Annotated in this window: 27 protein-coding genes and 1 tRNA gene; 16 read left to right on the top strand and 12 right to left on the bottom strand. The window is 68.4% G+C overall.

The genetic code is table 11. The features are described 5' to 3' along the window. Positions 1-160: 160 nt before the first annotated feature. A complete protein-coding gene (locus AC1ROD_RS01805; RefSeq protein WP_492946549.1) occupies positions 161-2,431 on the bottom strand; it encodes a TonB-dependent receptor plug domain-containing protein in 2,271 nt (756 codons plus the stop codon). Between the two features lie 481 nt (positions 2,432-2,912). On the opposite strand from AC1ROD_RS01805, the gene AC1ROD_RS01800 reads away from it, so the two are divergent. Continuing rightward, positions 2,913-4,013 carry a phytase gene (locus AC1ROD_RS01800; protein ID WP_492946548.1) on the top strand — a complete coding sequence of 367 codons (1,101 nt, stop codon included), beginning with the start codon at positions 2,913-2,915 and terminating at the stop codon, positions 4,011-4,013. 12 nt (positions 4,014-4,025) lie between these two features. Here the strand turns inward: AC1ROD_RS01800 and AC1ROD_RS01795 are convergent, their stop codons facing one another. The 3 genes from AC1ROD_RS01795 to AC1ROD_RS01785 form a co-directional block, all read right to left on the bottom strand. Then, positions 4,026-4,766, bottom strand: a complete 741-nt coding sequence (locus tag AC1ROD_RS01795) for a TMEM175 family protein (protein ID WP_492946547.1) — start codon at positions 4,764-4,766, stop codon at positions 4,026-4,028. Between the two features lie 988 nt (positions 4,767-5,754). Next, a tRNA-Gly gene (locus AC1ROD_RS01790) sits at positions 5,755-5,829 on the bottom strand. Positions 5,830-5,934: 105 nt separating this feature from the next. Then, on the bottom strand, positions 5,935-6,717 hold the full coding sequence (locus tag AC1ROD_RS01785) for an SDR family NAD(P)-dependent oxidoreductase (protein WP_492946546.1): 783 nt from the start codon (positions 6,715-6,717) through the stop codon (positions 5,935-5,937). Between the two features lie 54 nt (positions 6,718-6,771). On the opposite strand from AC1ROD_RS01785, the gene AC1ROD_RS01780 reads away from it, so the two are divergent. Then, positions 6,772-7,188, top strand: coding sequence for a YkvA family protein (locus AC1ROD_RS01780; protein ID WP_492946545.1), 417 nt, complete (start codon positions 6,772-6,774; stop codon positions 7,186-7,188). Here the strand turns inward: AC1ROD_RS01780 and AC1ROD_RS01775 are convergent. Together AC1ROD_RS01775 and AC1ROD_RS01770 are read right to left on the bottom strand one after the other, a co-directional pair. After that, complete coding sequence (locus AC1ROD_RS01775) at positions 7,185-7,928, bottom strand: 2OG-Fe(II) oxygenase (RefSeq protein WP_492946544.1); 744 nt, start codon at positions 7,926-7,928, stop codon at positions 7,185-7,187. The two genes, AC1ROD_RS01780 and AC1ROD_RS01775, sit on opposite strands and share 4 nt — an antisense overlap. Beyond that, positions 7,925-8,926 (bottom strand): NADPH:quinone oxidoreductase family protein, encoded by a 1,002-nt coding sequence (locus tag AC1ROD_RS01770; protein ID WP_492946543.1) that lies wholly within the window; start codon positions 8,924-8,926, stop codon positions 7,925-7,927. Before AC1ROD_RS01770 ends, AC1ROD_RS01775 begins: the two co-directional genes overlap by 4 nt. Positions 8,927-9,073: 147 nt before the next feature. Here AC1ROD_RS01770 and AC1ROD_RS01765 point away from each other — a divergent pair, with 147 nt between their 5' ends. Beyond that, a complete protein-coding gene (locus tag AC1ROD_RS01765; protein ID WP_492946542.1) occupies positions 9,074-9,961 on the top strand; it encodes an isoaspartyl peptidase/L-asparaginase family protein in 888 nt (295 codons plus the stop codon). A 10-nt stretch (positions 9,962-9,971) separates the two neighbouring features. Here the strand turns inward: AC1ROD_RS01765 and AC1ROD_RS01760 are convergent, their stop codons facing one another. Together AC1ROD_RS01760 and AC1ROD_RS01755 are read right to left on the bottom strand one after the other, a co-directional pair. Then, positions 9,972-10,802 (bottom strand): S1 family peptidase, encoded by an 831-nt coding sequence (locus tag AC1ROD_RS01760; protein ID WP_492946541.1) that lies wholly within the window; start codon positions 10,800-10,802, stop codon positions 9,972-9,974. Between the two features lie 3 nt (positions 10,803-10,805). Then, complete coding sequence (locus AC1ROD_RS01755; RefSeq protein WP_492946540.1) at positions 10,806-11,246, bottom strand: DUF350 domain-containing protein; 441 nt, start codon at positions 11,244-11,246, stop codon at positions 10,806-10,808. A 166-nt stretch (positions 11,247-11,412) separates the two neighbouring features. Between AC1ROD_RS01755 and AC1ROD_RS01750 the strand changes: the two genes are divergently transcribed. Both AC1ROD_RS01750 and AC1ROD_RS01745 read left to right on the top strand, forming a co-directional pair. Continuing rightward, complete coding sequence (locus tag AC1ROD_RS01750; RefSeq protein ID WP_492946539.1) at positions 11,413-11,826, top strand: (deoxy)nucleoside triphosphate pyrophosphohydrolase; 414 nt, start codon at positions 11,413-11,415, stop codon at positions 11,824-11,826. 36 nt (positions 11,827-11,862) lie between these two features. Further along, entirely contained in the window at positions 11,863-12,057 is a 195-nt protein-coding gene (locus AC1ROD_RS01745) for a Flp family type IVb pilin (protein WP_492946538.1), read from the top strand. Between the two features lie 3 nt (positions 12,058-12,060). On the opposite strand, the gene AC1ROD_RS01740 is transcribed toward AC1ROD_RS01745, so the two are convergent. Continuing rightward, entirely contained in the window at positions 12,061-12,945 is an 885-nt protein-coding gene (locus AC1ROD_RS01740; RefSeq protein WP_492946537.1) for a methyltransferase domain-containing protein, read from the bottom strand. On the opposite strand from AC1ROD_RS01740, the gene AC1ROD_RS01735 reads away from it, so the two are divergent. The 7 genes from AC1ROD_RS01735 to AC1ROD_RS01705 all read left to right on the top strand — a co-directional run bounded on the left by AC1ROD_RS01735 (position 12,944) and on the right by AC1ROD_RS01705 (position 17,228). Beyond that, positions 12,944-13,780, top strand: coding sequence for a ComFC family protein (locus tag AC1ROD_RS01735; protein ID WP_492946536.1), 837 nt, complete (start codon positions 12,944-12,946; stop codon positions 13,778-13,780). The two genes, AC1ROD_RS01740 and AC1ROD_RS01735, sit on opposite strands and share 2 nt — an antisense overlap. Positions 13,781-13,843: 63 nt before the next feature. Next, complete coding sequence (gene grxC / locus AC1ROD_RS01730; protein ID WP_492946535.1) at positions 13,844-14,101, top strand: glutaredoxin 3; 258 nt, start codon at positions 13,844-13,846, stop codon at positions 14,099-14,101. 5 nt (positions 14,102-14,106) lie between these two features. Then, complete coding sequence (locus AC1ROD_RS01725; protein WP_492946534.1) at positions 14,107-14,946, top strand: carbon-nitrogen hydrolase family protein; 840 nt, start codon at positions 14,107-14,109, stop codon at positions 14,944-14,946. Continuing rightward, positions 14,943-15,377, top strand: a complete 435-nt coding sequence (locus AC1ROD_RS01720; RefSeq protein ID WP_492946533.1) for a DUF1178 family protein — start codon at positions 14,943-14,945, stop codon at positions 15,375-15,377. Before AC1ROD_RS01725 ends, AC1ROD_RS01720 begins: the two co-directional genes overlap by 4 nt. Positions 15,378-15,381: 4 nt before the next feature. Next, positions 15,382-16,218 carry an AraC family transcriptional regulator gene (locus tag AC1ROD_RS01715; protein ID WP_492946532.1) on the top strand — a complete coding sequence of 279 codons (837 nt, stop codon included), beginning with the start codon at positions 15,382-15,384 and terminating at the stop codon, positions 16,216-16,218. Between the two features lie 30 nt (positions 16,219-16,248). Next, positions 16,249-16,731: a DUF6265 family protein gene (locus AC1ROD_RS01710; protein ID WP_492946531.1), complete on the top strand. Its 483-nt coding sequence runs from the start codon at positions 16,249-16,251 to the stop codon at positions 16,729-16,731. Further along, complete coding sequence (locus AC1ROD_RS01705; RefSeq protein WP_492946530.1) at positions 16,719-17,228, top strand: GNAT family N-acetyltransferase; 510 nt, start codon at positions 16,719-16,721, stop codon at positions 17,226-17,228. The genes AC1ROD_RS01710 and AC1ROD_RS01705 overlap by 13 nt, the downstream gene beginning before the upstream one ends. Here AC1ROD_RS01705 and AC1ROD_RS01700 read toward each other — a convergent pair. Together AC1ROD_RS01700 and ubiG are read right to left on the bottom strand one after the other, a co-directional pair. Continuing rightward, positions 17,225-17,449, bottom strand: a complete 225-nt coding sequence (locus AC1ROD_RS01700; RefSeq protein ID WP_492946529.1) for a hypothetical protein — start codon at positions 17,447-17,449, stop codon at positions 17,225-17,227. The two genes, AC1ROD_RS01705 and AC1ROD_RS01700, sit on opposite strands and share 4 nt — an antisense overlap. A gap of 113 nt (positions 17,450-17,562) precedes the next feature. Beyond that, the gene (ubiG, locus tag AC1ROD_RS01695) at positions 17,563-18,378 is read right to left on the bottom strand and encodes a bifunctional 2-polyprenyl-6-hydroxyphenol methylase/3-demethylubiquinol 3-O-methyltransferase UbiG (protein WP_492946528.1); all 816 of its coding nucleotides are present in this window, start codon (positions 18,376-18,378) and stop codon (positions 17,563-17,565) included. A gap of 54 nt (positions 18,379-18,432) precedes the next feature. Here ubiG and AC1ROD_RS01690 point away from each other — a divergent pair, with 54 nt between their 5' ends. The 4 genes from AC1ROD_RS01690 to ispG all read left to right on the top strand — a co-directional run bounded on the left by AC1ROD_RS01690 (position 18,433) and on the right by ispG (position 24,649). Further along, entirely contained in the window at positions 18,433-19,734 is a 1,302-nt protein-coding gene (locus AC1ROD_RS01690; protein ID WP_492947720.1) for an aspartate kinase, read from the top strand. Between the two features lie 49 nt (positions 19,735-19,783). Further along, positions 19,784-22,057 (top strand): phosphoenolpyruvate--protein phosphotransferase, encoded by a 2,274-nt coding sequence (ptsP, locus tag AC1ROD_RS01685; RefSeq protein WP_492946527.1) that lies wholly within the window; start codon positions 19,784-19,786, stop codon positions 22,055-22,057. 325 nt (positions 22,058-22,382) lie between these two features. Then, on the top strand, positions 22,383-23,438 hold the full coding sequence (locus tag AC1ROD_RS01680) for a helix-turn-helix domain-containing protein (RefSeq protein WP_492946526.1): 1,056 nt from the start codon (positions 22,383-22,385) through the stop codon (positions 23,436-23,438). A 65-nt stretch (positions 23,439-23,503) separates the two neighbouring features. Further along, positions 23,504-24,649 (top strand): flavodoxin-dependent (E)-4-hydroxy-3-methylbut-2-enyl-diphosphate synthase, encoded by a 1,146-nt coding sequence (gene ispG, locus AC1ROD_RS01675; protein WP_492946525.1) that lies wholly within the window; start codon positions 23,504-23,506, stop codon positions 24,647-24,649. Between the two features lie 3 nt (positions 24,650-24,652). Here ispG and AC1ROD_RS01670 read toward each other — a convergent pair whose 3' ends face one another. Then, positions 24,653-25,429 (bottom strand): sulfite exporter TauE/SafE family protein, encoded by a 777-nt coding sequence (locus tag AC1ROD_RS01670; RefSeq protein ID WP_492946524.1) that lies wholly within the window; start codon positions 25,427-25,429, stop codon positions 24,653-24,655. Positions 25,430-25,435: the final 6 nt, after the last annotated feature.

Raw genomic sequence — 25,435 nt, 5'->3', positions numbered from 1 at the left:
GTAAAATCACGCGCGTCACTCTCCTTCCCGGCGGATCGAACGCCGTCAAGCAGAGCGTTGAGCATTAACCATCCTCATGTGAACCGGGCGTGAAAAAGGGGCCGGACGTCGCCGCCCGGCCCCCTCTTCTTTCGATTTTCGCCAGTCTTTGAGAGCGGCCTCAGAAGGCGACGCGGGCCACCAGCTGATAGACCGGGCCGGCGGACTCGGTTTCCAGCTCGTACTCGTCGTAGTCGCGGGCTTCCTGGTCATCGAGGTTGGCGAACTTGTCGAAGGCCTCGTCCTTCGACGAGTTCAGCAGGTTCGAACCCGTCAGGCGGATCACAACGTTTTCCGCCACGCGCTTCTCGATGAAGGCTTCCAGGTCGGCGCCGTAGGAGGTCTTGACCTCTTCAGAGATGACCCGGCTGTGGGCGTCGCCCTGTTTGCGATAGGTGGCGCCGAAGGCCGCGCCCCAGGACGGGATGTCATGGGTGAAGCCGAAGTTCAGGACGTAGTCGGACTGGCCGTTGAAGCGGCGCTCGCCCATGAAGTCGTCGATCTTCGAGTCCAGCCACGAGTAGTTCAGGAAGACGCCGGTCGTTTCCATGCCGATGAAGTCCAGCGGCGTCGACAGGTCGAACTCCACGCCCCACACCTGACCGCTGCCGACGTTATCGACGGTGTAGATGAAGGTGCCCGGGCCGGCGCTGCCTTCATCGCCGGTGTTGACGTTCTCGATCAGGTCGGTGACGTCGCGGTAGAATGCGTTGATCCCGACCACGCCGCGGCGGCCCAGACGACGCTCGAAGCCCAGGTCCGCGCCCCAAGCCGTTTCCGGCTCCAGGTCCGGATTGCCCAGGAAGTCGCTGTCGCCGACCTCTTCCTCCAGGGTCGCGGGCGACAGCTGGTCGAAGTTCGGACGGCGCACGGTGCGCGCCACCGAGAAAGTCAGGCGGTCGGTTTCCGACAGGCTGTAGCGCAGGCTGGCCGAGGGCAGCAGGACGCCATAGTCGCTGTCGCTCACCCGATCGGCCGCGGGAGCGGTGGCGTCGGTGATGGTGGTGTCGGTCATCTCATAGCGCAGACCGGCTTCCCACTTCAGGTTCGACTGCTCGCCCGAGAACATGACGTAAGGATCGACGCGGGTTTCCTCGATCGTGTTGACCCCGCCCGGGATGGGCAGGTTCGGACCGAAGGCCGGCTGGGTCGGGCGCGGGGCCGGGGCGTTCGGGATGGTGAAGCGCACGCGGGCCGGGGCGGTGATGTTAGTCTCGCGATCCTTGTCGACGAACTGGACGCCGACCTCGACCTTTACCGTCTCCGTCAGGTGGCGCTCATGCTCGATCGCGCCGGAAATCTCTTCATCACTCAGATCCGTATAGGTCTGGTCGGCGGTGTAGCGATCCTCGTCCGGCAGGGCGTCGCGCAGGTATTCCGCTTCGTTTTCGAACTCGAACTGATTGTCGTCGAACGAGGCGTAGCCCAGCTTGAAGCGCGTCTTGCCGCCGAACATGTCGTGCGAATATTTCGCGTTCAGCGACAGGTTGTCGGTGCGGATGTCGACGTCGTTGTCGTTGATCGTCGACAGGTGAGCCGCGTCGCGGATGCCCAGATTGTACTCGATGGAGTCTTCGTCCTGGTAGCGATCGGTGCGGACGAAAACGCCCGACAGTTCCAGATCGCCGCCGCCGACCTCGACGTCATAGGCGGCATTGAACGAATAGTCGGTGCCGTCGCGGACGTCGGTCTGGTCCTCGATGTTGACCAGGCTGCCGCCCGGCTCGTCGTAACGGGCGCTGAACTTGTCCTTCGGGTTGCGGCGATCCTGGACGTTGGCGCCGATCAGCAGACGGCCCGGGCCGACGCGGCCGCCCCAGACGGCGCCGTAGGTGCCGCCCCACTGGCCGTAGTCGCTGTCGTTCCAGTGCAGGGCGCCCAGACGGACATAGCCGCCGTCCAGGGCCAGGGCGTCACGCAGCACGATGTTGATCGCGCCGGCGACGGCGTCGCCCGAACGGTTGGCCGAGGACGAACGCACGACCTCGACCCGCTCGATCAGCTCGGCGGGAATGCGGTCGACGAAGAAGGAACGGTCGACGCCGGCGCCGGGAACCCGTTCGCCGTTGATCAGGACCTGGGTGTAGCCCGGGTCCAGGCCGCGCAGGCGGGCGCCGTCCGATTCCAGAACGTCCGAAAGGAAGGTCACCGATGGGACGCGCTTCAGGGCGTCGCCGACAGTCAGGGGCTCGAAGCGCTGGAAGTATTCCAGGTCGTAGGACAGGGTCGGGACGACGTCGTCGGTGCGGTTCCGCATCTGAGGCTGGCCGGTGACGATGACCTCCTCGACGGCGGTGGCCGGACCCTGGACGGCGTCGGCGGTTTGGGCGACGGACGCCCCGGCGATGGCCAGGGGCGCGACGGCGGCCCCGAGCAGCAATGCGAACTTCATGTGTTGATCCCCAACGGTGGCCGCCCTTCGGCGCCCCGTGCTTCCTGATGCGGGGGGCGAGCTAGACCGGGGCCACAACGCATCCATTACGGTTGGATGACGCTCGTTCTGCGGAACGATGATGGTTCCGATAAAACCCGTCCCGATGCGGACTATCCACAGCCCGTCGGCTTCATCACCGCGGCCCACAGCGCCTTGATGGGCCTCGACTTCTCGCCGGACATGACGGGGAGAAAGCGCCGCTTCGTCGCCGACCAGCCGGGACCTCACGGACAAAATGTCGCACCCGAGGGGCGGAACCTTTGCCGTTCGGGTCGTGTCGCCGGAAGCACGCCATTTGGTCCGTCCGGGTTCGGAGGACTTGTCACGCCGCCTTCCAGACCGCGTCACATCGCCGCCGTTGACCCCGGCTGAGCGACCGTGGTTTGCCCGCCTCGACACGGATCGCCGACGATCCTTCCGACCGCCCGGAGACGCCCCCATGCGCCGCACCCTGACCGCCGTTCTGACCGCCGCCTCGATGTCGGTTCTGGCCGCCTGCGCCACCCATGAGGTCGACTTCCAGGGCGAGGGCGCGGGCGTCATCGGCGAGGGAACGACGGTTCACGCCGTGCTCGAAACCCCCTCGGTCGGCGCCCCCGGTCAGGATGCAGCGGACGACCCGGCCGTCTTCGCCTCCGCTACGCCGATCATGGTGGAAGGCAAGACGGTTCAAGGGTTTGTGGCGGGCACGGACAAGAAGTCGGGCCTCTATATCTATGGCCTCGAAGGCGAGATCCTGCAGTTCCTGCCCGAGGGGCTGCTCAACAATGTCGACCTGATCGACGGCCTGACCGTCGACGGCCGGCGCCAGATCGTTCTGGGCGCCAGCGACCGGACGCCGGGCAAGGTCGGCGTGACCCTCTATCTGTTCGATCCGGCCGGAACGGGGGCCAACGCCGTGCGTCTGTGGGGCCGAATCCCGACCGACGTCGTGGAACCCTACGGCTTCTGCTTCGCCAGGCGCGGCGAAACGATCGACGCCATTCTGGTGGGTCACGAAGGCGAGGTGCGACAATTCGCCCTGACCGCCTCGACCGAGGGTCAGCCGGTGGCGCGGGAGCTGCGCCGGTTTGAGATCGGCTCGATCTCGGAAGGCTGCGCCGCCGACCCGCAGACCGACGCCCTCTATCTGAACGAGGAGAACGTCGGCCTGTGGCGCTATGGCCTGAACCCGGCCTCGGGCGCGACGCGCACCCTGATCCAGCCGATCGCGCCGGGCGTGCTGGTCGCCGACGCCGAGGGGCTGACGACGCTGGCGGACGGTGAGAAGCGCTATCTGATCGCGTCCAGCCAGGGCGATTCGACCTTCCCGATCTGGCGCATCGACGGCCCGGCGCCGGCCTATGTCGGCCGCATCGTGGTGCGGGACGGCGTGGTGGACGGCGTGACGGGCACCGACGGGGTCGCGGCCCTGGGCGGCCGGGTCGGCGACCGCTTCCCCGAAGGCGTTGTGGTGGTCCAGGACGACATCAACGAAGGCGGCACCCAGAACTTCAAATACATCGACTGGCGCGACATCCGCGCCGCGCTGGGCCTATAGGGACCGACCCGGCTATTCGATCTCGTCGGGCCCGACCTGTTTGCCGGATTTGAACAGCCCGTGGCCACTGCGGCGCCGCTGGAACAGGTTCATGAAGAACAGGCCCAGCGGGATCAGCCAGTAGGCGAAGCCAGGCGCCCAGGGCGTGATGCGCAGCGGCAGAACCCAGGCCAGCAGGGCCGAGAACAGCCCGGCCAGGGTGATCAGGCCCCAGACGGCGCGGGATTCGCGCACCTCGTCCCGGTCTCCCTCCTCCAGACCCGCGACCGTCCCCCTCTTCAGGGCGTGGCCGTAGAGCAGGAAGTAGAGCCAGCACAGCAGGGCGAATCCGATTCCGTAGACCGTATAGACGTCGCGCAGCTGGGCCAGGGTCTGGATCAGGCCGCGCCCCGGCAGGAAGCCGCCGGTGAAATAGGCCGCCCCCGCCTCGGTCAGCAGCCGCAAGGGGAAGACATAGATCAGGATCATGAAGACGATGGCCAGGCTGAGCGTCGCCGACCAGCTATCGCGGATCGGGGCCAGCCGGCCGAAATTGCGGTGCGCCAGCCAGAACATGACCACCAGGCCGAAGCCCGCCGCGAAGGCCGGGATTCGGCCCAGGGCCCGCATCAGGTCGCCGAAATCGTTCAGTGGCTCGGCCCCTGCGATGATCAGCAGGGTCACGGCGAAGGCGAAGGAGGCATCGACGAAGGCGTCCAGCCGCGCGGTCTCCACCGGCCTGACCGAAGATCGCCGCGCCACCGTGTCCGCCATCATGCCCTCCGCTTGACCGAACGATGATCCATTGCCGGGCATTGGACAACCGGCGCCTTGCGACGCTGCGACCGCGTTTCAGGTTCGGGACGGGATACGGCCTCAAGCCACTAGCTCTTTACAACCAGGGATGATCTAACGTCGTTCGTCCATCGCGTGACGTCCGCGAGCGACAGACGGCCCGCCCCGAACCTCGCTGGTTGAACCTCACGGTTTCAATTTTGCCGGTTGAACCTCCGCTGGCTCCGGGACGGGCCGTCAATTTGCAGCGCCGGCATAAGCAGACCCAAGATCAAACGGGTTTTCGAAAACCGTCCATTCGCCACGCGTTCAGTCGCCGTTTCACCATTGCATAGACCGCGTTGCGCTACCGGCAGTAGATGTAGCCAGGATGAGCATAAGCGGCGCTTGTGATTGTTGCGTACAATTCACTTGAGGCGGCGACCGATCGGTGGCGTTTCACCCTTGGGCGACCTCTGTTTCCCATTTGCCGTTCGGGGGAACGGCCGATCTTTCGAGATCGGGAGGGTCCGGTGTTCCAGCACCGGGCCCTCCGTACCCACCCGATCATCCGGTTGAATATGGCGCTGACACCGTTGACGGCGGTCACCTTCAGGGCGTTGATATCTCAACGAACGGCGTTGTCAGCGCCGCGCCGGAGGACGGGCTGCCATGATCTACGTCATGTATGGAGTGGTGGGGCTTGCCGTGGCCGGCCTCCTGTACCTCCTCATTCGCGACGCCCTCGATAAGCGTCGGGTCGCAGTCAAACGCCGCAAGGATCGGTAGGAGCCGCCGGGAGCGGAAAATTGAAAAAGGCCCGATCTTGCGACCGGGCCTCTTCAAATCGACTGGAGCGGGCGAGGCGATTCGAACGCCCGACCCCAACCTTGGCAAACTCACGCCGCCCGGGGCGGAAACAGGAATCGAGGCTCAGGGTCTGAAAACAGAACAGCCCGATCCTTGCGGATCGGGCCTTCGGTTCGACTGGAGCGGGCGAGGCGATTCGAACGCCCGACCCCAACCTTGGCAAGGTTGTGCTCTACCACTGAGCTACGCCCGCACTCCGTAACGGCCCCTTCGGAAAGGCGATCCGTCTCGTCGAGAGGCGGGCGTATAGCGGACCCTTGCGGGATACCGCAAGGGTCTTTTTTCATCGATCAGCGGATTATCTCGGCGCGAGGCGAATAGCCCCGTCCAGACGGATGCATTCGCCATTGATGTAGACGTTGCGGGCCAGCTCCAGCACCAGGGACGCATAGTCGGCGGGGCGGCCGAGACGCGAGGGGAAGGGAATGGCGGCGGCCAGGGCGTCCTGGATCTTCTGGTCCATGCCGGCCATCATCGGCGTCCACATGATGCCGGGCAGGATGGTGTTCACCCGAATGCCTTCCTGGGCCAGGTCGCGGGCGACCGGCAGGGTCATGGCGTAGACGCCGCCCTTGGACGCCGAATAGGCCGCCTGGCCGATCTGGCCGTCCTGTGCCGCCACGGAAGCCGTGTTGACGATCAGGCCGCGCTCGCCGTCCTCCATCGGGTCCAGGGTGACCATGCCCAGCGCCGACTGCGACAGGACGCGGAAGGTGCCGAACAGGTTGATGCGGACGGTGCGCTCGAACGAGGCCATGTCGTGGGCGCGGATTTCGCCGGTGTCCTTCTTGCGCGACACGGTCTTCTGGCCGGTGGCGATGCCGGCGCAGTTGACGGTCAGGCGCTCCTGACCGTGGGCGGCGCGGGCCTTGGCGAAGGCGGCGGCGACCTCTTCGTCCGAGGTCACGTCGACCTTGCAGAAGACCCCGCCGATCTCTTTTGCGATGGCCTCGCCCTTTTCCTCGTTCATGTCGAACAGGGCGACCCTGGCGCCCGTGGCGGCGATGGCGCGGGCCGTACCTTCGCCGAGGCCGGAGGCGCCGCCGGTGACCACTGCGGCGATGGAGCTGTCGAGTTTCATGGAAAGGTCCCTATATTGAAGGCCGGTTCTGCGGATGCGGAGGGTTTAGCGGCCATGGCGTCACGATCACAAGCCGTTACAGACGACGAGGTCGTGACCCCGGACGACGCCATCGATCCGCGGCGCGCCCTGACGCCCGCCGTGCTGCGCGTGAACGAGATGCGGGTCCAGCGCGGCTTCTGGCCCAAGATCGTCTCGACCGCCGCCCGCATCCCCTTCGCCGATCAGGCGCTGAGCGTGTGGTATGCCGCCCGCGACCCGGAGACCCCGGCCGCGGCCAAGGGGATGATGCTGGGGGCGCTGGCCTATTTCGTCCTGCCGATCGACGCCATTCCGGACATCTTCGCCGGCATCGGCTTCACCGACGACGCCGCCGTCTTCGCCGCCCTGATCGCCACACTGGGCGCCAATATCAAGCGCCGCCACCGCGACGCCGCCTCCGAAACCGTCGAGCGGCTGAAGGACCGTTAGGCCCTCGAGGGCGCGCCCTCCGGCGGAGGCGCGCTGCGCCACCAGCCAGTGATCGAATAGCGCGGCGCCCCGGCGAAGGGGGCGACGATGGAGACCGCGTGGCTCTGGGGCACCTTGAAGACGTTCAGCGTCCCGAAGCTGGGGGTGAAGGTTTCGCTCACCGCCCCCTCCTCGTCGAGGAACATCAGGAGGCCACCCCACTCCGCCCGCCAATCGGGCGAGACGTTCAGCACATAGGCATAGAGCCGCCCCGCATCCTCGTGCTCGTCCGTATGGCGGTTGAGGAAATGGCCGGGCAGGTAGCGGGTGGGCTGGGCGTCGGCATAGGCGATCCGGTCGTCACCGGTCAGCCGTCGCGCGAACGCCAGAAAGGGCTCCGAGTTGAACAGGGCGTGCAGGTCGTAGAGCGGCTGCGGGATCGGCAGACCCATGGCCCTGGCGCGGCCCAGCCTCAGCCGGTCGAAGATGAACTGGAAGCCGTCGACGGCCTCCTCATGGGCCATGGCGATCAGCCGCGCCTGTTCCTCGATCGGCTCGGCCTCGAACAGGGCGACGGGAACGTCCTCGTTGTAGGGGTTCTCGATGGCCCGCATCCAGACCATGTCGGGATGGACGACGGCGGCATGGACCGCCGCCGCCCCTTCGCCGATCAGGCCGGCCAGCCGGGTGCGGCCGGTCCGCGCCAGCCGCTCGGCGGCCGCATCGATCTCCAGATCTTCGGCGAGGCGTATCGCGGTCACGACTCGACCGTCACCACGATCTTGCCCATGGCCGTGCGGTCGCCCAGCGCCTTGATGGCCTCATGAGCGCGCTCCAGCGGATAGGTGGCGAAGATGCGCGGCTTGATCTTGCCCTCGGCGTAGAACTTCAGGAGGTCGGCCATATTGGCGGCGTGACCGGCCGGATCGCGGGCGACGGCGGCGCCCCAGAACACCCCGATCACCGACACCGACTTGAGCAGCGTCAGGTTCAGCGGCAGCGACGGAATCCCCGCCGGGAAGCCGACCACCAGATAGCGGCCGTTCCAGTCCATGGCCCGCAGGGCCGGCTCGCAATAGTCGCCGCCGACGCCGTCATAGACCACATCCGGACCGTCGCGGCCCGAGGCCAGCTTCAGCTCGCCCGACAGCTCCTTCTGGGCCGCCTTGTCCATCTTGCCCGACGGATAGATCAGACCGTTGTCGGCGCCGAGCTCCAGGGCGAACTGGACCTTGTCGTTGGTCGAGGCGGCGGCGATGACATGGGCGCCCATGGCCTTGCCCAGCTCGACGGCGGCCGCGCCGACACCGCCCGCGGCGCCCAGCACCAGCAGCGATTCCCCGGCCTTCAGCTGTGCCCGGTCCTTGAGGGCGTAGTAGGAGGTGCCATAGGTCATGACGAGGGCGGCGCCCTCCTCGAACGACATCCCCTCGGGCATCTTGATCACGCTGGCGGCCGGCACGGCCAGCCGTTCGACCAGACCGCCCCAGCCGGGAACGGCGATGACCTTGTCGCCCTTGAAGATCCCCTTGACCCCCTCGCCCACGGCCTCGACCACGCCCGCGACCTCGCCGCCCGGAGCGAAGGGGCGCTCGGGCCGGAACTGGTACTTGTCCTCGATGATCAGGGTGTCGGGGAAGTTGATGCCCACCGCCTTGACCTCGATGATCACCTGACCCGGCTTGGGCGTCGGGTCCAGGATATCCTCCACGACCAGCGCCTCGGGACCGCCGACAACTTTCGAGAGGACTGCGCGCATCTGGAAGTTTCCCTTGGGACGGCTTTTCCGCCGCCTGATTGGTGGTTTGGCGCAGACCCCCGTGGCGCGCGCGTCCGGGGAACGCTAATCAGCCCCCCACGATAAGAAAAGGCCCGATCGAACGCGGCCGCAAAGCGGAGACCCCCGATGACCCGTCCTGCCCTCATCCTCCACGGCGGCGCCGGCGCCCGGCGCGAGCGCGACTACGGCCGCGAGGTCGTCCATATGCGCGAGGTGGTCGAGGCCATGAAGGCGCGGCTGGAGGCCGGGGCTTCGGCCGTCGACGTCGCCGTCGAGGCGGTGGTGATGCTCGAGGATTCGGGTCTGTACGTCGCCGGCAAGGGCGCCTCGCCCAATCTCGCCGGCGCCTATGAGCTGGACGCCAGCCTGATGGACGGCGCGACCCGCAAGGCCGGCGCCGTCGCCGCGCTGCAGGGCTTCCGCAGCCCGGTCCGCGCCGCTCGCGCGGTCATGGACCACACCCCCCACGTCATGCTGGTCGGCGAGGGCGCGGCGCTGTTCGCCCATGATCAGGGACTGGAGGCCATCGCCGACGAACCCAGCTGGTTCACCCACGCGGGCAAGGGCGAGGACAACCATCCGCCGGGCACGGCCCCGGACGTCCTCAGCCACGGCACCGTCGGCTGCTGCGTGCTCGACAGCCAGGGCCGCCTCGCCGCCGCCACCTCGACCGCGGGCGTGTTCGGCAAGATGCCCGGCCGCGTCGGCGACACCCCCATTCCCGCCGCCGGAACCTGGGCCGACGGCCGCGTCGCCGTCTCGGGCACGGGTCAGGGCGAGTTCTTCATCCGCGTCGCCGCCGCCGCCCAGGTCGGCTGGCGCGTCGGCGCGGGCCAAACGATCGCCGAGGCCGCCCGCGCGGTGATCGACGACATCGGCGGACTGGGCGGGGACGGCGGTCTGATCGCGCTCGACGCCGACGGCAATATCGCCTGCCCCTTCAACAGTCAGGGCATGAAGCGCGCCTGGCTGACGACGGACGGCGAGATCGGGGTCGAGGTCTTCGGGGTCTGACCCCGACGCCCTAGCCTGCGAGGCAGACCACTTGGGCGACGCGCAGGTCGCGCCTCAGGGTGTCGGAGACGCGGCCGTAGTTATCGACCGTGATCGGCTCGGTCAGCGGGGCCTGTTCGGCGCCCGACTGGCCGCGGATGGTCGGGGCGAAGGTCTCGGGCGAGGTGGTGTAGATCCGGCCCCGGCGCGGCGCCTCGGCGATGGTCACGCCCAGCACCCGGCCCTGACGGTCCAGAGCGGGCGCCCCGGAAAGGCCGGCCAGCGTCCCTTCCAGCCCCTCGGTGCGACCGACTTCCGCCCAGGCCAGGACCGGCTCGTCATGGGCGCCGCGCCCATGGACCTTGAGCGTCTCGCGGCCCAGCAGGCGGCTGGAGACCTCGCCGACGCGGCCCTGCGGGAAGCCCGGATGGAAGGCGCGCTGGCCGTGCTTGAGCGCCGGCCGGGTCAGGACAGGCAGGCCGGGCGGCCCTCCGTCGGTGATCAGAAGTGCGACGTCGGCGCCGCGCGCCAGGCGCAGATCCGCCGCCACGGCCCGGCCGCCGCCGACCACCAGGGCGGGCTTCCGGCAGCCGTCAACCACATGGCGGGCGGTGATCCAGCGGCCGTCCGCGGCGATGGAGAAGGCGGTCCCGGCCGAGGGCTGGAAGGGGCCGTCGGGCGCCTCAACCGTCACGGCGGGATCGAAGGGGGTGATGGGGCCCAGCAGAGCGCCCTCGGCCTCGTCAGGGGGCGTCGGCGCGGGCGGGGCGTCGGCGTTCTCGCGCCGGCTCAGCGACAGGCCGATGATGGCGGCCAGAACCACGGCGTAAACGCTCCAGTCCGGAACCCGGAGACCGAACACCCGTCAGCCTGTGAGAGCGGCGGCGAGAACGAGCGCCGTGGCCAGCTTGGCCGCCACCAGCAGGACGGCGGCCGAGATCTCGCCCTCCTGGATCCGCTGCGGCAGTCCGGTCAGGACCGCGTCGACGATGCGGAAAGCCAGCAGTTGCAGGACCAGGGTCGCGATCCCCCAGAGCAGGATATCCCTCAGCGAGGTCGAAACGGACAGGGACACCGCCAGCGGAATGGCCAGACCCAGCAGCACCCCGCCGAAGGCCACACTGGCCGCCGAATTGCCCTCGCGGATCAGGGAGATCTCCTTCCACGGCGTCAGCAGGCCGTAGATCACCGCCCCCGCGGCGAGCAGGACGAAGGTCGCGATCAGGTGCAGCACCATGACCGGGAAACCGCTGGCGAAAGCCTGGATCTCGGGGCTGGAAAGGATGTCGGAGAAGGTCGAGCCCATGCCCTGGAAAAATCTGGTCGAAGACGCGAATGCGAACGGCCCGGCCGGGGCCCCGGTGTATCAGCCCTTGCCCGAATCTCGCCCCAATCCGCAAGCGCCGCCGCGCCACACTGTGTGACGAAAGATTGCAGTCGCGAGCGCGCACAGGGAAATGTAGAGCCAAGGCATGACCGAATCCGCCCTCCCCACCGTCCTCGTGGTCGCCGTCGCCCTGATCGACGTGGACGGCCGTGTGCTGATCGCCAAACGGCCCGAGGGCAAGCAGCTGGCGGGACTTTGGGAGTTCCCGGGCGGCAAGGTCGAGCCCGGCGAACGGCCCGAGGCCGCCCTGATCCGCGAGCTGCGCGAGGAGCTGGGCATCGAGGTGACCGAGGCCTGCCTCGCCCCCTTCGTTTTCGCCAGCCACGCTTACGAAAGCTTTCACCTTCTGATGCCACTTTATCTGTGCCGACGCTGGTCCGGCGTGGTCGTGGCCCACGAACACGCCGCCCTGGCCTGGGTGAAGCCGGACAAGCTGCCGGACTATCCCATGCCGCCCGCCGACGCTCCGCTGGTCGCCTGGCTGCGCGACCTGATCTGAAGCGACGCCAGAAGGCGTCAGAGGCAGGAGGACACGATGCGCAAATTGAGCGCCCGCTTCCTGTTGCGCTTCTGGCGTGATGACGCCGGCGCCACCGCCCTCGAATACGGCCTGATCATCTCCCTGATCTTCCTCGTCATCGTCAGCGCCGTGACCGCCTTCGGCAACAAGGCCACCGACATCTTCACCACCGCCTTCAACGCCATCTCCGGCAAGATGAGCGGCGGCTGAGTCCTAGCCGTCCTTGTGTTCGGTCACCCCGAGCACATCCGCCAGCCGGACCTTGGCCGAGCCGCGCGGCAGGGGCTTCTGTTGGCTCTCGTGTGGCGCCCAACCGGCGAGGTTTACGATCTCGAAGGTGGCGGGGATCCGGCCGTCGGGCTCGCCGTATTTTTCGGCATAGAGGGCGGCGGCCCGCATCAGGATGCCGCGCGTCAGGGGCCGGATGGTTCCGGCCAGCTGGTTGGTCTCGCCCATGGCCCGAAGGTCGCGGATCAGCGCGAAGAGGTCCGGATAGCGGACCGTGACCCTATCCACGTCCGACACCGGCAGGGTGAAGCCCGCCCGCTGCAGCAGGGCCGCGCCGTCATAGCCGTCGGCGAAGGGCGAGACCCGCGCCTGGGCCCCGCCGCGCTCGGCCAGCTCGGCCTCGGTCAGGACCGTCCTCAGCTCTTTCAGGGTCGCGGCGCCCAGCAAGGTGCCGAGGAAAAGGCCGTCCGGCTTCAGGGCCCGGCGAATCTGGCTCAGGGCGCCGGGCAGGTCGTTGGCCCAGTGCAGGGTCATCAGGGAGACGATCAGATCGGCCGAACCGTCTTCCAGCCCCAGCGCCTCGGCGCCCGGGGCGGCTGCGCCGGCGTTCAAGACCCGGAGCGGACCGACCCGCTTCGCCGCCGGACTGTCGGCCAGCAGGTCGGCGAAGACCTCGGGTCGCGCCGAGAGGTCGACGGCGACGGGAAAGTCGCGCAGGATCGCCTCAAGGCTGTCTACAGCGCCGTCCGCAGCCCTGACGTGCAGGAAGTCGGCCTCGCGGAAACGCGACGCCGATCGCCTCAGCCGGGCGGCCCGGCGGGCGGCGTCAAAGATCCGAGGGGGGCCGGACGGGCCAGAGGGGGAAGTCATGGACGCAGAGGATGGGGGTTCGGACACGGGATGGAAAGCGACAGAGGTCGCGCGACGCCCTCTATTCCGCTTTCCGCGCCCTGTCCTGCCCCGGCTTTCCGAGGTGGGGCGGGGCCTGGCCGATCTGATCCTGCCGCCCGTGGCCCACGACAGTCGCGAAGCCACGGCGGCGGCGGGGCTGAGCCCCGACGCCTGGAGCCGGGTGATTTTCCTTGAGGCGCCGGTCTGCGACGGCTGCGGCGCGGCCTTCGAGTTCGACGGGGGCGAATTCGCGTCCGAGCGCTGCGCCGCCTGTCTGGCCCAGCCCTACGCCTTCGCGCGGGCCCGTGCGGCCTGCGTCTATGACGAGGCCTCGCGCGGTCTGATCCTGAAGTACAAGCACGGCGACCAGCAGCAGTTCTCTGGTCTCTTCGCCCGCTGGATCAGCCGGTCGGCGTCCGATCTGGTCGCCGGGGCCGACGCCGTGGTTCCCGTCCCGCTTCACCGGATGAGGCTGCTGTCGCGGCGGTTCAACCAGGCGGCCGAAATCGCCCGGCCCCTGGCCCGCACGGCCGACCTCGACTACCTGCCCGACGCCCTGGTCCGGACCGAGCGCACGGCGACGCAAGGGGGAAAGAGCGCACGCGGGCGGCGGCTGAACGTCAAATCCGCCTTCACGGTCACCGAGGCCGGCGCCCGACGGATCAAGGGGCGGCGCATCCTCCTGATCGACGACGTCCTGACCACCGGCGCGACCGGCGAGGCCTGCGCGAAGGCGCTTGTCGCCGCCGGGGCGCGGGCCGTGGATCTGGCTGTCATCGCGCGGGTGCGCACGGCCAGAATTCTTCCTACATAGGAGCATCCTTTCGACCGGGCGCGGATTCGCGCTAGGTCAGACCCTCATTGTCGGAGTTCGCCCATGGCCGAGATCGTCATCTACACCAAGCCCGGTTGCCCCTATTGCTCGTCGGCCATCGGCCTTCTCAACAAGAAGGGCGCGGAGTTCACCGAGATCGTCGCCTCCAATGACCCCGAGAAGAAGGCCGAGATGGTCGAGAAGTCGGGCGGCCGCGCCACCTTCCCGCAGATCTTCATCAACGGCCAGCACATCGGCGGCTGCGACGACATCCAGGCGCTTGAGCGCAGGGGCGGGCTCGACCCGCTGCTGGCCGCCTGAATTCGATGAGCGCCGGCCTCGAGATCGCCCTGATCCAGACGCGGACCCCGGCGACGCCCGAGGCCGGGCTGGCCCATGTCGAACCCCTGATCCGCGAGGCCGCCGCAAGCGGAGCGAAATTCGTCCTGACGCCCGAGGTCTCGAACTTCGTCGAGCAGAGGCGCGACAAGAAGGGCCAGTGGGTCACGGACGAGGATCAGGACGGCGTCATCCTGGGTCTGCGCCGTCTGGCGGCCGAACTGGGCGTCTGGATTCTGATCGGCTCGGCCGTCGTCCGGTCGGGCGTGACCGGCGACGACCGCGCCGCCAACCGCTCCCTGCTGATCGACGCCAACGGCGGGGTGGTCGGCCGCTATGACAAGCTGCACGTCTTCGACGTCGACCTGGCCAATGGCGAGACCTATCGGGAGAGCGCGACCATCCGGCCCGGCGACGGGGCGACGGTCGCCGATACCCCCTGGGGCCGGCTGGGCATGAGCGTCTGCTACGACGTCCGCTTCCCGCATCTGTATCGCCAGTTGGCCAAGGCGGGCGCCGCGATGATCTCCGTGCCCGCCGCCTTCACTGTCCCGACCGGCGAAGCCCATTGGGAGACCCTGCTGCGCGCCCGGGCCATCGAGACCGGCGCCTTCGTCCTCGCTCCCGCCCAGGGCGGCCTGCACGAGGACGGCCGCAAGACCTGGGGCCATTCCATTGTGGTGGGGCCGTGGGGCGAGGTAATCGCCAAACTGGATCACGACGAGCCCGCCGTCCTGCGCGCCACACTGGATCTGTCCGCCGTCGAAAAGGCCCGCGCCTCGGTCCCGGCCCTGAAGCACGACCGCGAATTCGCGAGCCCGCTGTGATCCGCTACGCCCTCGTCTGCGATCAGGACCATCCGTTCGAGGCCTGGTTCGGCTCGTCCTCAGACTATGATGATCAGGCGCAACGCGGCCTGGTCGAATGCCCCTTCTGCGGCTCGCACGGCGTGGCCAAACAGGTCATGGCCCCTGCGGTGTCTGGCACGAAGCGCTCGGCACCCGCTCCGGAGATGGCGGCAAAGGTGCAGTCGATGATGCTGGAGGCGGCCCGCGAGGTGCGCGCCCACGTCGAGCAGAATTTCGACTATGTCGGCGACAGCTTCGCCCGCGAGGCCCGCGACATCCACGAGGGCCGGTCCGAGAAGCGCGAAATCTATGGCGAGGCCACCCCCGCCGAGGTGAAGAAGCTGAAAGACGACGGCGTGCCCTGTTCCCCCCTGCCCGCCGCCCCGCCGGACCCCGCCAAGGTCAACTGAGATCATGACCGTGGGGGCGGGGGAGCATCAGGAACGGTACGCGGAGCACGAGCCGCCCGCGTCGCTTCGCCGCTTCGTGCGGACCATCTGGACCTATGCTTCGCCGTCGCCCTCGGGCGCCGTGCAGCGGATCGCGCCGGACGGCTGTCCCGAGCTGATCCTCGACATCGGCAGCCCCTATGAGGAGGAAGGCCCCGACGGCGTCTTCCGCCTGCAGCCGCCCGCCCTGTTCGCCGGCCAGATGACCCGGCCGCTGGCCCTGCGTCCCGTCGGACCGATCGAACTGGTCGCCGTCCGGTTCGAGCCTGACGGCGCGCGGGACTGGCTGGGGATGTCCGCCCATCTGGCGGTTGATCGGCGGGTGGACATGACCGGGCGTCTGGCCGGGATCACGGCGCCCGCCGGCGATCCGGAGGGGCAGGTCGCGGTCATGGTCGCCCTGCTCGAGGCCGAACGGATCCGCGGCGGCTGGTCCATCGCCCCCGAGGTCCGGGCCGAGATCGACGCCGCCCAGGCCGAACAGCCGCCCGCCTCGCGCAGTCCGGCCGAACAGCGCGCCCTGCAGCGCCGCTTCCGCGACCGGGTCGGCATTTCGCCGCGCGAGTTCCGCTCGATCCTGCGGTTCCGCCGGGTCTTCGATCACCTCAACGATCCGGAAGCCGATGCGGTCTCCTGGCTCGAGGCCGGTCTCGCCGCCGGCTATTTCGACCAGCCCCAGATGGCCCGGGACTTCCAGCGCTACCTCGGCTGTACGGCCACGGGGTGGGCGCGGGATCAGGTGGAACTCGCCCGCTCGATCGCGTCGCAAACCTACAAGCCCTCGCCCCATTCGCCGCTCTAGGGTCGCCTCACATACCCGATGGAGACCGACATGATCCTCTCGACCTTCGCCGCCGCCCTTGCCCTGCAAACAGCCCCCGTCCCCAACCCTGTCATGGCCGACCAGCTGTCGTGGATGAGCGGCTACTGGCTGTCCTGCGACGACGGGCGCGAGGTGTCGGAGACCTGGAGCGATCCGCGCGGCGGCCTGATGCTGGGCACGGCCCTGACGATCGAGGGCGGCAAGCTGACGACCTTCGAATCCAGCCGCATCTCGCCGCAGACGCCCGCTGGCGGAAACGTTTCCTATTTCGCCGGCGTCAACGGCGCCCCGCCCATCGCTTTCGCCGCGAAGGAAGCCTCCGGAACCCGCGTCGTGTTCGAGAACGCCGGGCACGATTTCCCGCAGCGGGTCATCTACGAACGAAACGGCGATGTTCTCAACGCCCGCATCGAGGGCCATATGGGCGACCGCGACCAGTCGATGAGCTGGTCCTACCGCAAGGCCGACCTCAACACCCGATGCCCGACATAGACAAACTTCACTGGCGGCCGATGACCGAGGCCGATCTCGACGCCGTCGCCGCCATCGCCCTCGTCAGCTTCCCCGACCATTTCGAGGGGCGGCCGATGTTCGCCAACCGGCTGGCGCTGGCGGCCCAGGGCTGTTTCGTGCTGGCCGATGAGGATGGAGAGGCCTTGGGCTACGCCGTCAGCTATCCGTGGCGGATCGACAGCGCGCCGCCGGTGAACAGCCTGATTGAGGCCATCCCGGACGACGCCGACATCATCTATCTGCACGACCTCGCCCTGCGTCCGGACGTGCGGGGGACCGGAGCGACGCGGGCCATCGTCGAACAGCTGGCGGACCAGGCCCGGTCGAGGGGCTGGCCCGCCATCGCGCTCGTCGCGGTCAATGACGCGGTCGGGTTCTGGACCAAACAGGGCTTTGAGGTGCGCGAGAACGCCGCCGTCAGGACCAAGCTGGCCAGCTACGGCCCGGACGCCCGCTATATGGTCCGGACGCTTTAGCTGCGATGCCAGCCCTTGCGGGCCATGCATTCGCGGAAGGCGCCTTCGACGTGGCGGCCATGGTTCTCGGCGCGGCACTGGTCGCGGGCGGCGTCGAAGGGCTCGGCGTTTTCGCCGTGCCAGGCGAGGTCGTGGTCGTCACTGGCGTCGATGACGGTGACGCAGGCCGAGGTCGACAGGGCGACGGCGGCTGCGGCGGTGAGGATCAGAAGGCGTTTCATGGGACGGCTCCGGGGTTTCGATACCCCAGTCATCCCATCGCCCAGACCGGAAAACCCGTTACATCACCGCAAGGTAGGTGAAATCGCGGTAAGCTTCGCCGCGACCGGATCCATCAGTCCCGGGTGGCGATCATCATATAGTTGATGCCGACGTCGTCGCTTTCGCTCCAGGCCCCGGTCAGGGGATTGAGCGCCAGGCCGTAGGGGCCGGTGACGGCGACCGGCTCCTGCGACAGCATCAACCGGATCTCGTCGGGCTTGAGGAACTGGCGCCAGTCGTGGGTCCCCGCGGGCACCCAGCGCAGAACGTATTCGGCCGCGAACTTGCCGAGCAACAGACCCTTGAGCGTGCGGTTCAGGGTGGCGACGATCATCATCCCGCCGGGTGCGACCAGCCGCGAACAGGCGCGGACGAAGGCCTCCGGATCGGCGACGTGCTCGATCACCTCCATGGTCAGGACCACGTCGAAGGGGCCCGCGCCTTCAGCCTCCATCTGCTCCACCGTCGCGGCCCGATATTTGATCGGCAGGCCCTGAGGCTCCGCATGGGCGCGGGCGGTGCCGATGTTCTCGGACGAGGCGTCGATGGCGGTGACGTCGAAACCCATCCGGCTCATCGGCTCGGCCAGCAGGCCGCCGCCGCAGCCGATGTCGATCAGGCTGAGGCCGGTGAACGGCGCCCGCTCGCGGGTGTTGCGACCGAACCGTTCGGCGACCCGGTCGCGCACGAAGGCCAGACGGCTGGGGTTGAATTTGTGCAGGGGCGCGAACGGGCCGCGGGCGTCCCACCACAGGGCCGCCTGGGCCGAGAAGCGCGCGACGTCGGCCGGATCGATCGACGGACCCGAGGCCTGCTGATCCTCGATCTCAGAAAAAGCCGCGCCGCTTTGGGGTTTCACGAGGGTTCCGGTGTCGTTAGAAGCGGCCATCCCGGTGGCATGAACCGCCGGACGATTTCACGCAAGATGGGGGTGACCGCCAGGATGACGCGGCCCGAGACCACACGATCTGACTCTTCGGCGCCGGCCTCGCGGCTGGTGATGAAATTCGGCGGCACCTCCATGGGCGACCTGGAGCGGATCCGCCGCGCCGCGCGCATCGTCGCCGCCGAGGTCAAATCGGGCAAACAGGTCGCCGTGGTCGTCTCGGCCATGGCCGGCAAGACCAATGAGCTGGTCGCCTGGACCGACGGCGCGGGTCCGGCCGCGCAGGGCCTGCCCGTCTCCGATGACGAATACGATGTCGTGGTCGCCTCGGGCGAACAGGTCACCGCCGGCCTTCTGGCCATCACCCTGCGCAATATGGGCCTGAACGCCCGCAGCTGGATGGGCTGGCAGATCCCGATCATCACCGACGACGCCCACGGCCGCGCCCGCATCGAGGACGTGCCGGGCGAGGTGCTGGGCGCCGCCATGGATCTGGGCGAGATCGCCGTGATCCCCGGCTTCCAGGGCGTCACGACCGGCGGCCGCATCACCACCCTGGGCCGCGGCGGCTCCGACACCTCGGCGGTGGCGGTGGCGGCGGCGCTGGAATGTCCGTGCGACATCTACACCGACGTGGACGGCGTCTATACGACCGACCCGCGCATCGAGAAGAAGGCCACCAAGCTGAACCGGGTCTCCTATGAGGAGATGCTGGAGATGGCGTCCCTGGGCGCCAAGGTGCTGCAAACCCGGTCGGTCGAACTGGCCATGGCCAAACAGGTGCCCGTGCGGGTCCTGTCGAGCTTCGTCGAACCCGACGAAAACGGAAACCTGCCGGTCGGAGCCGGCACCCTGATCTGTGACGAGGAAGACATCGTGGAAAAGCGCATCGTTTCGGGCGTGACCGTCAGCCGCGACGAGGCGCGCATCACCCTGCTGGGCCTCGCGGACCGCACCGACGCCCCGGCGGACGTCTTCACCCGCCTCGCCGAGGCCAATGTGAACGTGGACATGATCGTCCAGTCCCAGGCGCGCACCGCCGGCGGGGTCAATCTGACCTTCACCACGGGCCGCCGCGACGCCGTCCGGGCTGAAGAGCTGATGACCGCCGCCAAGGACGAGATCAAATTCGAGGAAATCCGCGTCGACGCCGACGTGGCCAAGGTCTCGGTCATCGGGGTCGGGATGCGCAGCCATGCGGGCGTCGCCCAGACCATGTTCCGCGCCCTCGCCGACAAGGGCGTCAAGTTCCAGGCCATCTCGACTTCCGAGATCAAGATCAGTGTCCTGATCGAGGACGCCTATGCGGAACTCGCGGTTCGTGCGCTTCATTCGGCATACGGACTGGATGCGCTATAGATAGCGTCACAGTAGCTCCCTATCTGGGGAGTTCGGGACGGGAGGGCGGATGCCTATAGGCGGCGGATTGACGACGAGGGGGCCTCGCAACCTCCTGCGCCAGATCCGTGAGGCCATGGCCGGCGCGGCCCCGGCCCAGGAACGGCTGGACCGCGTCGTGCGCACCATCGCCCAGTCGATGGTCGCCGAGGTCTGTTCGATCTATCTGCGCCGCGCCTCGGGCGAGCTGGAGCTGTTCGCCACCGAGGGTCTGAACCGCGAGGCCGTGCACAACACCCGTCTGAGGCCCGGCGAGGGTCTGGTCGGCGAGGTGGCGCGCATGGCCCAGCCGATCAGCCTGTCGGACGCCCCGTCGCATCCCAGCTTCGCCTATCGTCCGGAAACCGGCGAAGACCCCTATCACGCCTTCCTCGGCGCGCCCCTGCTGCGCGGCGGTCGGGCCATCGGGGTTCTGGTCGTCCAGAACCGCGCCGAGCGCCGCTACGATCCCGATGAGGTCGAGGATATCCAGACCATCGCCATGGTCCTGGCCGAGACCGTGGCCTCGGGCGAACTGCTGGGTCAGGAAGAGCTGCGCGACGTCGAGGTCGCCCCGCACCGTCCCGAACGGCTGAAGGGCCAGAAATTCGCCGAAGGTCTGGCCTTCGGTCACGTCATCCTGCACGAGGCGCCGCTGGCGCCCGAGAAGCTGCTGTCCTCCGACCCGGTGCTGGAGGAAATGACCCTGAACCGGGGTCTGGCCGATCTGAAGAGCGGCATCGACGCCATGCTGGAGGGCGGTCAGGGCAAGCTGGCCGGCCAGTCGTTCGAGGTTCTGGAAACCTACCGGATGTTCGCCGACGATCGCGGCTGGAACCGGTCGCTGGTCGAGGCCGTGCGTTCGGGCCTGACCGCCGAGGCCGCCGTCGACCGGGTCAGGAACGAACACCGCGCCCGCTTCGCCAAGGCCCGCGACCCTTACATCAAGGAGCGGCTGCACGACTTCGAGGATCTGGCCAACCGGCTGCTGCGGGTGCTGGCCGGCGACAATCCCGGTCAGCGCGAACTGCCCGACGACGCCATTCTGGTGGCCCGCAACCTCGGCCCCGCCGATCTGCTGGAATATCCGCGCGAGACCCTGAAGGGCCTCTTGCTGGAAGAAGGCTCGGCCGCCAGCCACGCGGCCATCGTGGCGCGGGCCCTGGGCATCCCCTGCGTTGGCCGCCTGATGGGTCTGCGCGACCGGCTCAGCGAAGGCGACCTCGTCATCGTCGACGGCGAGACCGGCGAGGCCCATCTGCGGCCCCGCCCGGACATGCTGGATTCCGTCCAGTCGCGCATTGCCCTGCGCGACCAGCGCCAGGCCGAGTTCGCCAAGCTGCGCGACGTCCCGGCCGTGACCACCGACGGGACGCGCATCTCCCTGCTGACCAACGCCGGTCTGGCCGTCGATCTGGAAAACCTCGACGAGACGGGCGCCGAGGGCATCGGCCTGTTCCGCACCGAGTTCCAGTTCATGGTCTCCGAGGAGCTGCCGCGTCTGGACAGCCAGACCGCGCTCTACAAGCTGGTGCTGGACGCCGCCGGCGACCGGCCCGTGACCTTCCGCACCCTCGACATCGGCGGCGACAAGGTCCTGCCCTATATGGAGACGACCGAGCGGGAGGAGAATCCGGCTCTGGGCCGTCGCGCCATTCGTCTGGGTCTGGATCGGCCGTCGCTGCTGCGGCTGCAGCTGCGCGCCCTTCTGGCCGCCGGGGCCGGGCGCGAGCTGCGCGTCATGTTCCCGATGATCGCCACGGTCGACGAGTTCCGCGCCGCGCGCGAACTGGTCGATGTCGAATGCGACTGGGCCCGGCGGCGCGGCCGGCCCCTGCCCGCCCTGCTGCGCGTCGGAGCCATGATCGAATGCCCGTCGGTGCTCTGGCACCTCGACGCCCTCCTGCCCCTGACCGACTTCGTCTCGGTCGGGTCCAACGACCTGTTCCAGTATATGTACGCCGCCGACCGGACCAATCCCCTGGTCTCGGATCGGTACGACCCCCTGTCGCCCCCGGCGCTCAGGGCCCTGCAGGCCATCCAGAAGGCCTGCGCCGACACCGGAACGCCTGTGTCCGTGTGCGGAGAATTGGCCGGCCGGCCGCTGGAAGCCTTCGCCTTGTTGACGCTGGGCTTTACCCGGCTGTCGGCGCCGGCGGGGGGCGTCGGCCCGGTCAAGCGGATGATCCTTTCCGCCGATCTGACCGCCGCCAAGCGGGGCATGGCCAGTCTTCTGGGCAGCTCAGCCGGATCGATCCGTAATGAGATCGAAAGTCTGGCGCGAAAGTTGAACGTGGTGGTGTGACGCGTCCCGTCCTGGCGCAATTTCCTCGAATTCACCTTTGAGGAGAGCGCGCCACACCTGCCGGGCGAGTGGCCGTCATGCTTAACAGAGCGTTGAACGACCGGCTGAAATGCGATATCCAGACACCGACGAAAAACGATCTCCGGGGGGAGCTCAGAGCAACGAGACCAATGTGGTATCGTTCGCGTCTTGGTCGAGTACGGCGCATGATCGGCATCCCGCAGTTCCGGGGTACGACGCGCCGAGTATGGGGTCAGCCTTCATGGCGCTGGATACGGGGAATGTCCCCGATGAGTTTCGGTCACATCCGGACTGGAAGGACCCTGTGCCCTCCATCGTCGACGCCGCGACTCTGGGCGCCGGTCTGCGCGCCACCCGTGAGGCCTCGGGCCGTTCGCTGGCCGAGCTGTCGGTCGTCACCCGCGTCCACACCCGCTATCTGATCGCCCTCGAAGAAGGCGACTTCTCCGCCCTGCCGTCGCGCGTCTTCGCCATCGGCTATGTCCGCGCCTATGCCGAGGCCCTGGGCCTGGACGAGCAGCTGGCGGTCGAACGCTTCAAGCGCGAAAGCCCGGACGGCTCGGTGCCGCTGCAGGCGCCGGTCGGGGTCGCTTTCCAGGACGTGCGCCGCTATTCGCCGCGGGTCATCGCCGCCGTCGTGGCCATCGCGGTCGCCGTCGTCGGCTGGAACGTTTTCCAGCGCGTCAACATGCTGCGCGCGCCGCAGCCGTCGGACATCGCCTCCATCCCGGAAAGCTGGACCCTGGGCGACGTGCCCGGCCAGCATGCCGTCAGCATCGGCGCGCCCCACCCGGCCCCGCCGGACCAGACCACGCCCGCCCTCTACGTCACGCCCGGCCTCGAGGCCCAGCTGACCGGTATCGACCCGACCGATCTCGAAGCCGTCGCGGCTGCCGCCGCCGCCCGGGCGACGCCGGTCCAGGCCGCGTTCAATCCGCGCGGCGCCATCTACGGTGCAGCTGCAACGGCCTCCCAGGTCGTGCTGCAGGCCAGGAAGGCCGCCGCCCTGGTCGTCCGCATGAGCGACGGGCGCGTCCTGTTCGCCCGCCAGCTGGCCGCCGGCGAGAGCTGGCGCGCGCCGACCGGCGTCGCCGCCACCGTCGACGTCTCCGATCCGGCCGCCTTCGACGTCTATCTGAACGGCGAGCACGGCGGCGGCCTGTCCGCCGTCCTGACACCGCTGGCCCAGCTGAACCAGCGCGCCGAACAGCTGGCCCGCCAGACCGCCTCCGAGGTCGCCGCCCAGGCCGCCGCCGCCCAGCGCGCCGCCGATCAGGCAGCCGCCAGCACCGGTCAGGTGATCCAGGCCAATGCCGTCTCGGCCCAGCAGGGCTTCAACGCGGCGGTCGCGCCTCAATAGGGGGGCGGCGAAAGTGTGCGCCCGTCATGGCCATGCCACGATGAAGCGCCTATCTTGCGCCTGACATGAGCGACCATTCGCATATCCGCCCCTGGCGTCACATCGAGCGCCGCAAGAGCCGCCAGATCATGGTGGGGTCCGTCGCCGTGGGCGGCGATGCGCCCATCAGCGTCCAGTCGATGACCAACACCCTGACCTCGGACGCCAATGCGACCATCGGTCAGATCCGCGAACTGGAAGAGGCGGGCGCCGACATCGTCCGCGTCTCCTGCCCCGACGAGGACTCCACGGCGGCCTTCAAGACCATCGCGAAGGCCGCGAAAGTGCCCTTGGTCGCGGACATCCATTTCCACTACAAGCGCGGCATCGAGGCAGCCGAGGCCGGCGCCGCCTGTCTGCGCATCAATCCGGGCAACATCGGCAACGCCGCCCGGGTCAAGGAAGTCATCCAGGCCGCCAAGGATCACGGCTGTTCCATGCGCATCGGCGTCAACGCCGGCTCGCTGGAGAAGGAGCTGCTGGAGAAGTACGGCGAGCCCTGCCCTGACGCCATGGTCGAGTCAGCGCTCAACCACGCCCGCATCCTTCAGGACCACGACTTCCACGAGTTCAAGATCTCGGTGAAGGCGTCCGATCCCTTCCTGACGGTCGCCGCCTACCAGCAGCTGGCCGAGGCCATCGACTGCCCCCTGCACCTCGGGGTCACCGAGGCGGGTCCGCTGCGCACGGGCACGATCAAATCGGCCATCGGCATGGGCAATATGCTCTGGGCCGGGATCGGCGACACCATTCGCGTCTCGCTGGCCGCCGATCCGGTCGAGGAGATCAAGGTCGGCTTCGACATCCTCAAGTCGCTGGGTCTGCGCCACCGGGGCGTCAACATCATCGCATGCCCGTCCTGCGCCCGTCAGGGCTTCAACGTCATCGAGACGGTGGGCGTGCTGGAAGAGAAGCTGGCCCACATCTCCACCGCCATGTCGCTGTCGATCATCGGCTGCGTGGTGAACGGCCCGGGCGAGGCCCTCTACACCGACGTCGGCTTCACCGGCGGCGGCAAGGGCTCGGGCATGGTCTATCTGAACGGCAAGATCGCCCACAAACTCGACAATGCGAAGATGGTCGACGAGATCGTCGAACTGGTCGAGGCCAAGGCCGCCGAACTGGACGCCGCTCGTGCGACCCAGACCGCCGCCCGCGTCGCGGCGGAATAGGCTTCAGATCACCTTGAACAGCCGCAGGGCCTGGTAGCCCGCGGACAGCAGCACCACGGCGCCGACGCCGTAGGTCAGGACCTGACGCGGGGCGATGCGGGCGATGACCCCGGCCAGGGGCGCGGCGATCAGACCGCCGACGATCAGGCCGGCGACGGCCGTCGCGTGGCTGGCGATACCCTCGGCCTGATCCCAGTGACCGGTCAGAAGGGCGGCCAGGAAGGTCGCCGAGATGGCGGCGGTGACGAAGAACTCGGCCGTATTGGTCGTACCGATCGAGATGCGCGGATCCTGACCCGAGCCGACCATGGTGGTGGTGACCGTCGGCCCCCAGCCGCCGCCGCCGATGGCGTCGAAGAAGCCGCCGACCAGACCCAGCGGCCCCGTGAACTTCACCGGAAACACCCGCTCGCGCGTCTTCCTGGTGGCCCGCCAGATGATGACCAGACCCATGATCGAGAGATAGGCGGTGATCCAGGGCTTGAGGACGTCGCCGTTGACGGTGGTCAGGACGAAGGCGCCAAGGATGCCGCCAACGACGCCGCCTGCGGCGAGGGGGACGAACTGCTTCCAGTTCACATTCTTGTTGGCCGCATGCGACCCGGCCGAGGCCGCCGTGGTGAAGACCTCGGCGGCGTGGACGCTGGCCGAGGCCGTTGCGGGCGGCACCCCGAAGGCCAGCAGGACCGTCGAGGAGATGACGCCATAGGCCATGCCGAGCGCCCCATCGACGCACTGCGCCAGGAAGCCGACCGCGAGGAAGAGCAGGAAGTCGTGCATGGGGCG

Source organism: Brevundimonas sp. GW821-FHT12E07 (genome assembly GCF_058807035.1).
Note: the sequence above shows the minus strand (reverse complement) of the source record. Positions and strands in the feature narration are given on the sequence as shown.

Bases quoted from the DNA above. Each gene is read 5' to 3' on its own strand.
- AC1ROD_RS01805 (WP_492946549.1), bottom strand. From the start codon at position 2,431: ATGAAGTTCGCATTGCTGCTCGGGGCCGCCGTCGCGCCCCTGGCCATC.
- AC1ROD_RS01800 (WP_492946548.1), top strand. From the start codon at position 2,913: ATGCGCCGCACCCTGACCGCCGTTCTGACCGCCGCCTCGATGTCGGTT.
- AC1ROD_RS01795 (WP_492946547.1), bottom strand. From the start codon at position 4,766: ATGGCGGACACGGTGGCGCGGCGATCTTCGGTCAGGCCGGTGGAGACC.
- AC1ROD_RS01785 (WP_492946546.1), bottom strand. From the start codon at position 6,717: ATGAAACTCGACAGCTCCATCGCCGCAGTGGTCACCGGCGGCGCCTCC.
- AC1ROD_RS01780 (WP_492946545.1), top strand. From the start codon at position 6,772: ATGGCGTCACGATCACAAGCCGTTACAGACGACGAGGTCGTGACCCCG.
- AC1ROD_RS01770 (WP_492946543.1), bottom strand. From the start codon at position 8,926: ATGCGCGCAGTCCTCTCGAAAGTTGTCGGCGGTCCCGAGGCGCTGGTC.
- AC1ROD_RS01765 (WP_492946542.1), top strand. From the start codon at position 9,074: ATGACCCGTCCTGCCCTCATCCTCCACGGCGGCGCCGGCGCCCGGCGC.
- AC1ROD_RS01755 (WP_492946540.1), bottom strand. From the start codon at position 11,246: ATGGGCTCGACCTTCTCCGACATCCTTTCCAGCCCCGAGATCCAGGCT.
- AC1ROD_RS01750 (WP_492946539.1), top strand. From the start codon at position 11,413: ATGACCGAATCCGCCCTCCCCACCGTCCTCGTGGTCGCCGTCGCCCTG.
- AC1ROD_RS01745 (WP_492946538.1), top strand. From the start codon at position 11,863: ATGCGCAAATTGAGCGCCCGCTTCCTGTTGCGCTTCTGGCGTGATGAC.
- AC1ROD_RS01735 (WP_492946536.1), top strand. From the start codon at position 12,944: ATGGACGCAGAGGATGGGGGTTCGGACACGGGATGGAAAGCGACAGAG.
- AC1ROD_RS01740 (WP_492946537.1), bottom strand. From the start codon at position 12,945: ATGACTTCCCCCTCTGGCCCGTCCGGCCCCCCTCGGATCTTTGACGCC.
- grxC (WP_492946535.1), top strand. From the start codon at position 13,844: ATGGCCGAGATCGTCATCTACACCAAGCCCGGTTGCCCCTATTGCTCG.
- AC1ROD_RS01725 (WP_492946534.1), top strand. From the start codon at position 14,107: ATGAGCGCCGGCCTCGAGATCGCCCTGATCCAGACGCGGACCCCGGCG.
- AC1ROD_RS01715 (WP_492946532.1), top strand. From the start codon at position 15,382: ATGACCGTGGGGGCGGGGGAGCATCAGGAACGGTACGCGGAGCACGAG.
- AC1ROD_RS01710 (WP_492946531.1), top strand. From the start codon at position 16,249: ATGATCCTCTCGACCTTCGCCGCCGCCCTTGCCCTGCAAACAGCCCCC.
- AC1ROD_RS01705 (WP_492946530.1), top strand. From the start codon at position 16,719: ATGCCCGACATAGACAAACTTCACTGGCGGCCGATGACCGAGGCCGAT.
- AC1ROD_RS01700 (WP_492946529.1), bottom strand. From the start codon at position 17,449: ATGAAACGCCTTCTGATCCTCACCGCCGCAGCCGCCGTCGCCCTGTCG.
- ubiG (WP_492946528.1), bottom strand. From the start codon at position 18,378: ATGGCCGCTTCTAACGACACCGGAACCCTCGTGAAACCCCAAAGCGGC.
- AC1ROD_RS01690 (WP_492947720.1), top strand. From the start codon at position 18,433: ATGACGCGGCCCGAGACCACACGATCTGACTCTTCGGCGCCGGCCTCG.
- ptsP (WP_492946527.1), top strand. From the start codon at position 19,784: ATGCCTATAGGCGGCGGATTGACGACGAGGGGGCCTCGCAACCTCCTG.
- ispG (WP_492946525.1), top strand. From the start codon at position 23,504: ATGAGCGACCATTCGCATATCCGCCCCTGGCGTCACATCGAGCGCCGC.
- AC1ROD_RS01670 (WP_492946524.1), bottom strand. From the start codon at position 25,429: ATGCACGACTTCCTGCTCTTCCTCGCGGTCGGCTTCCTGGCGCAGTGC.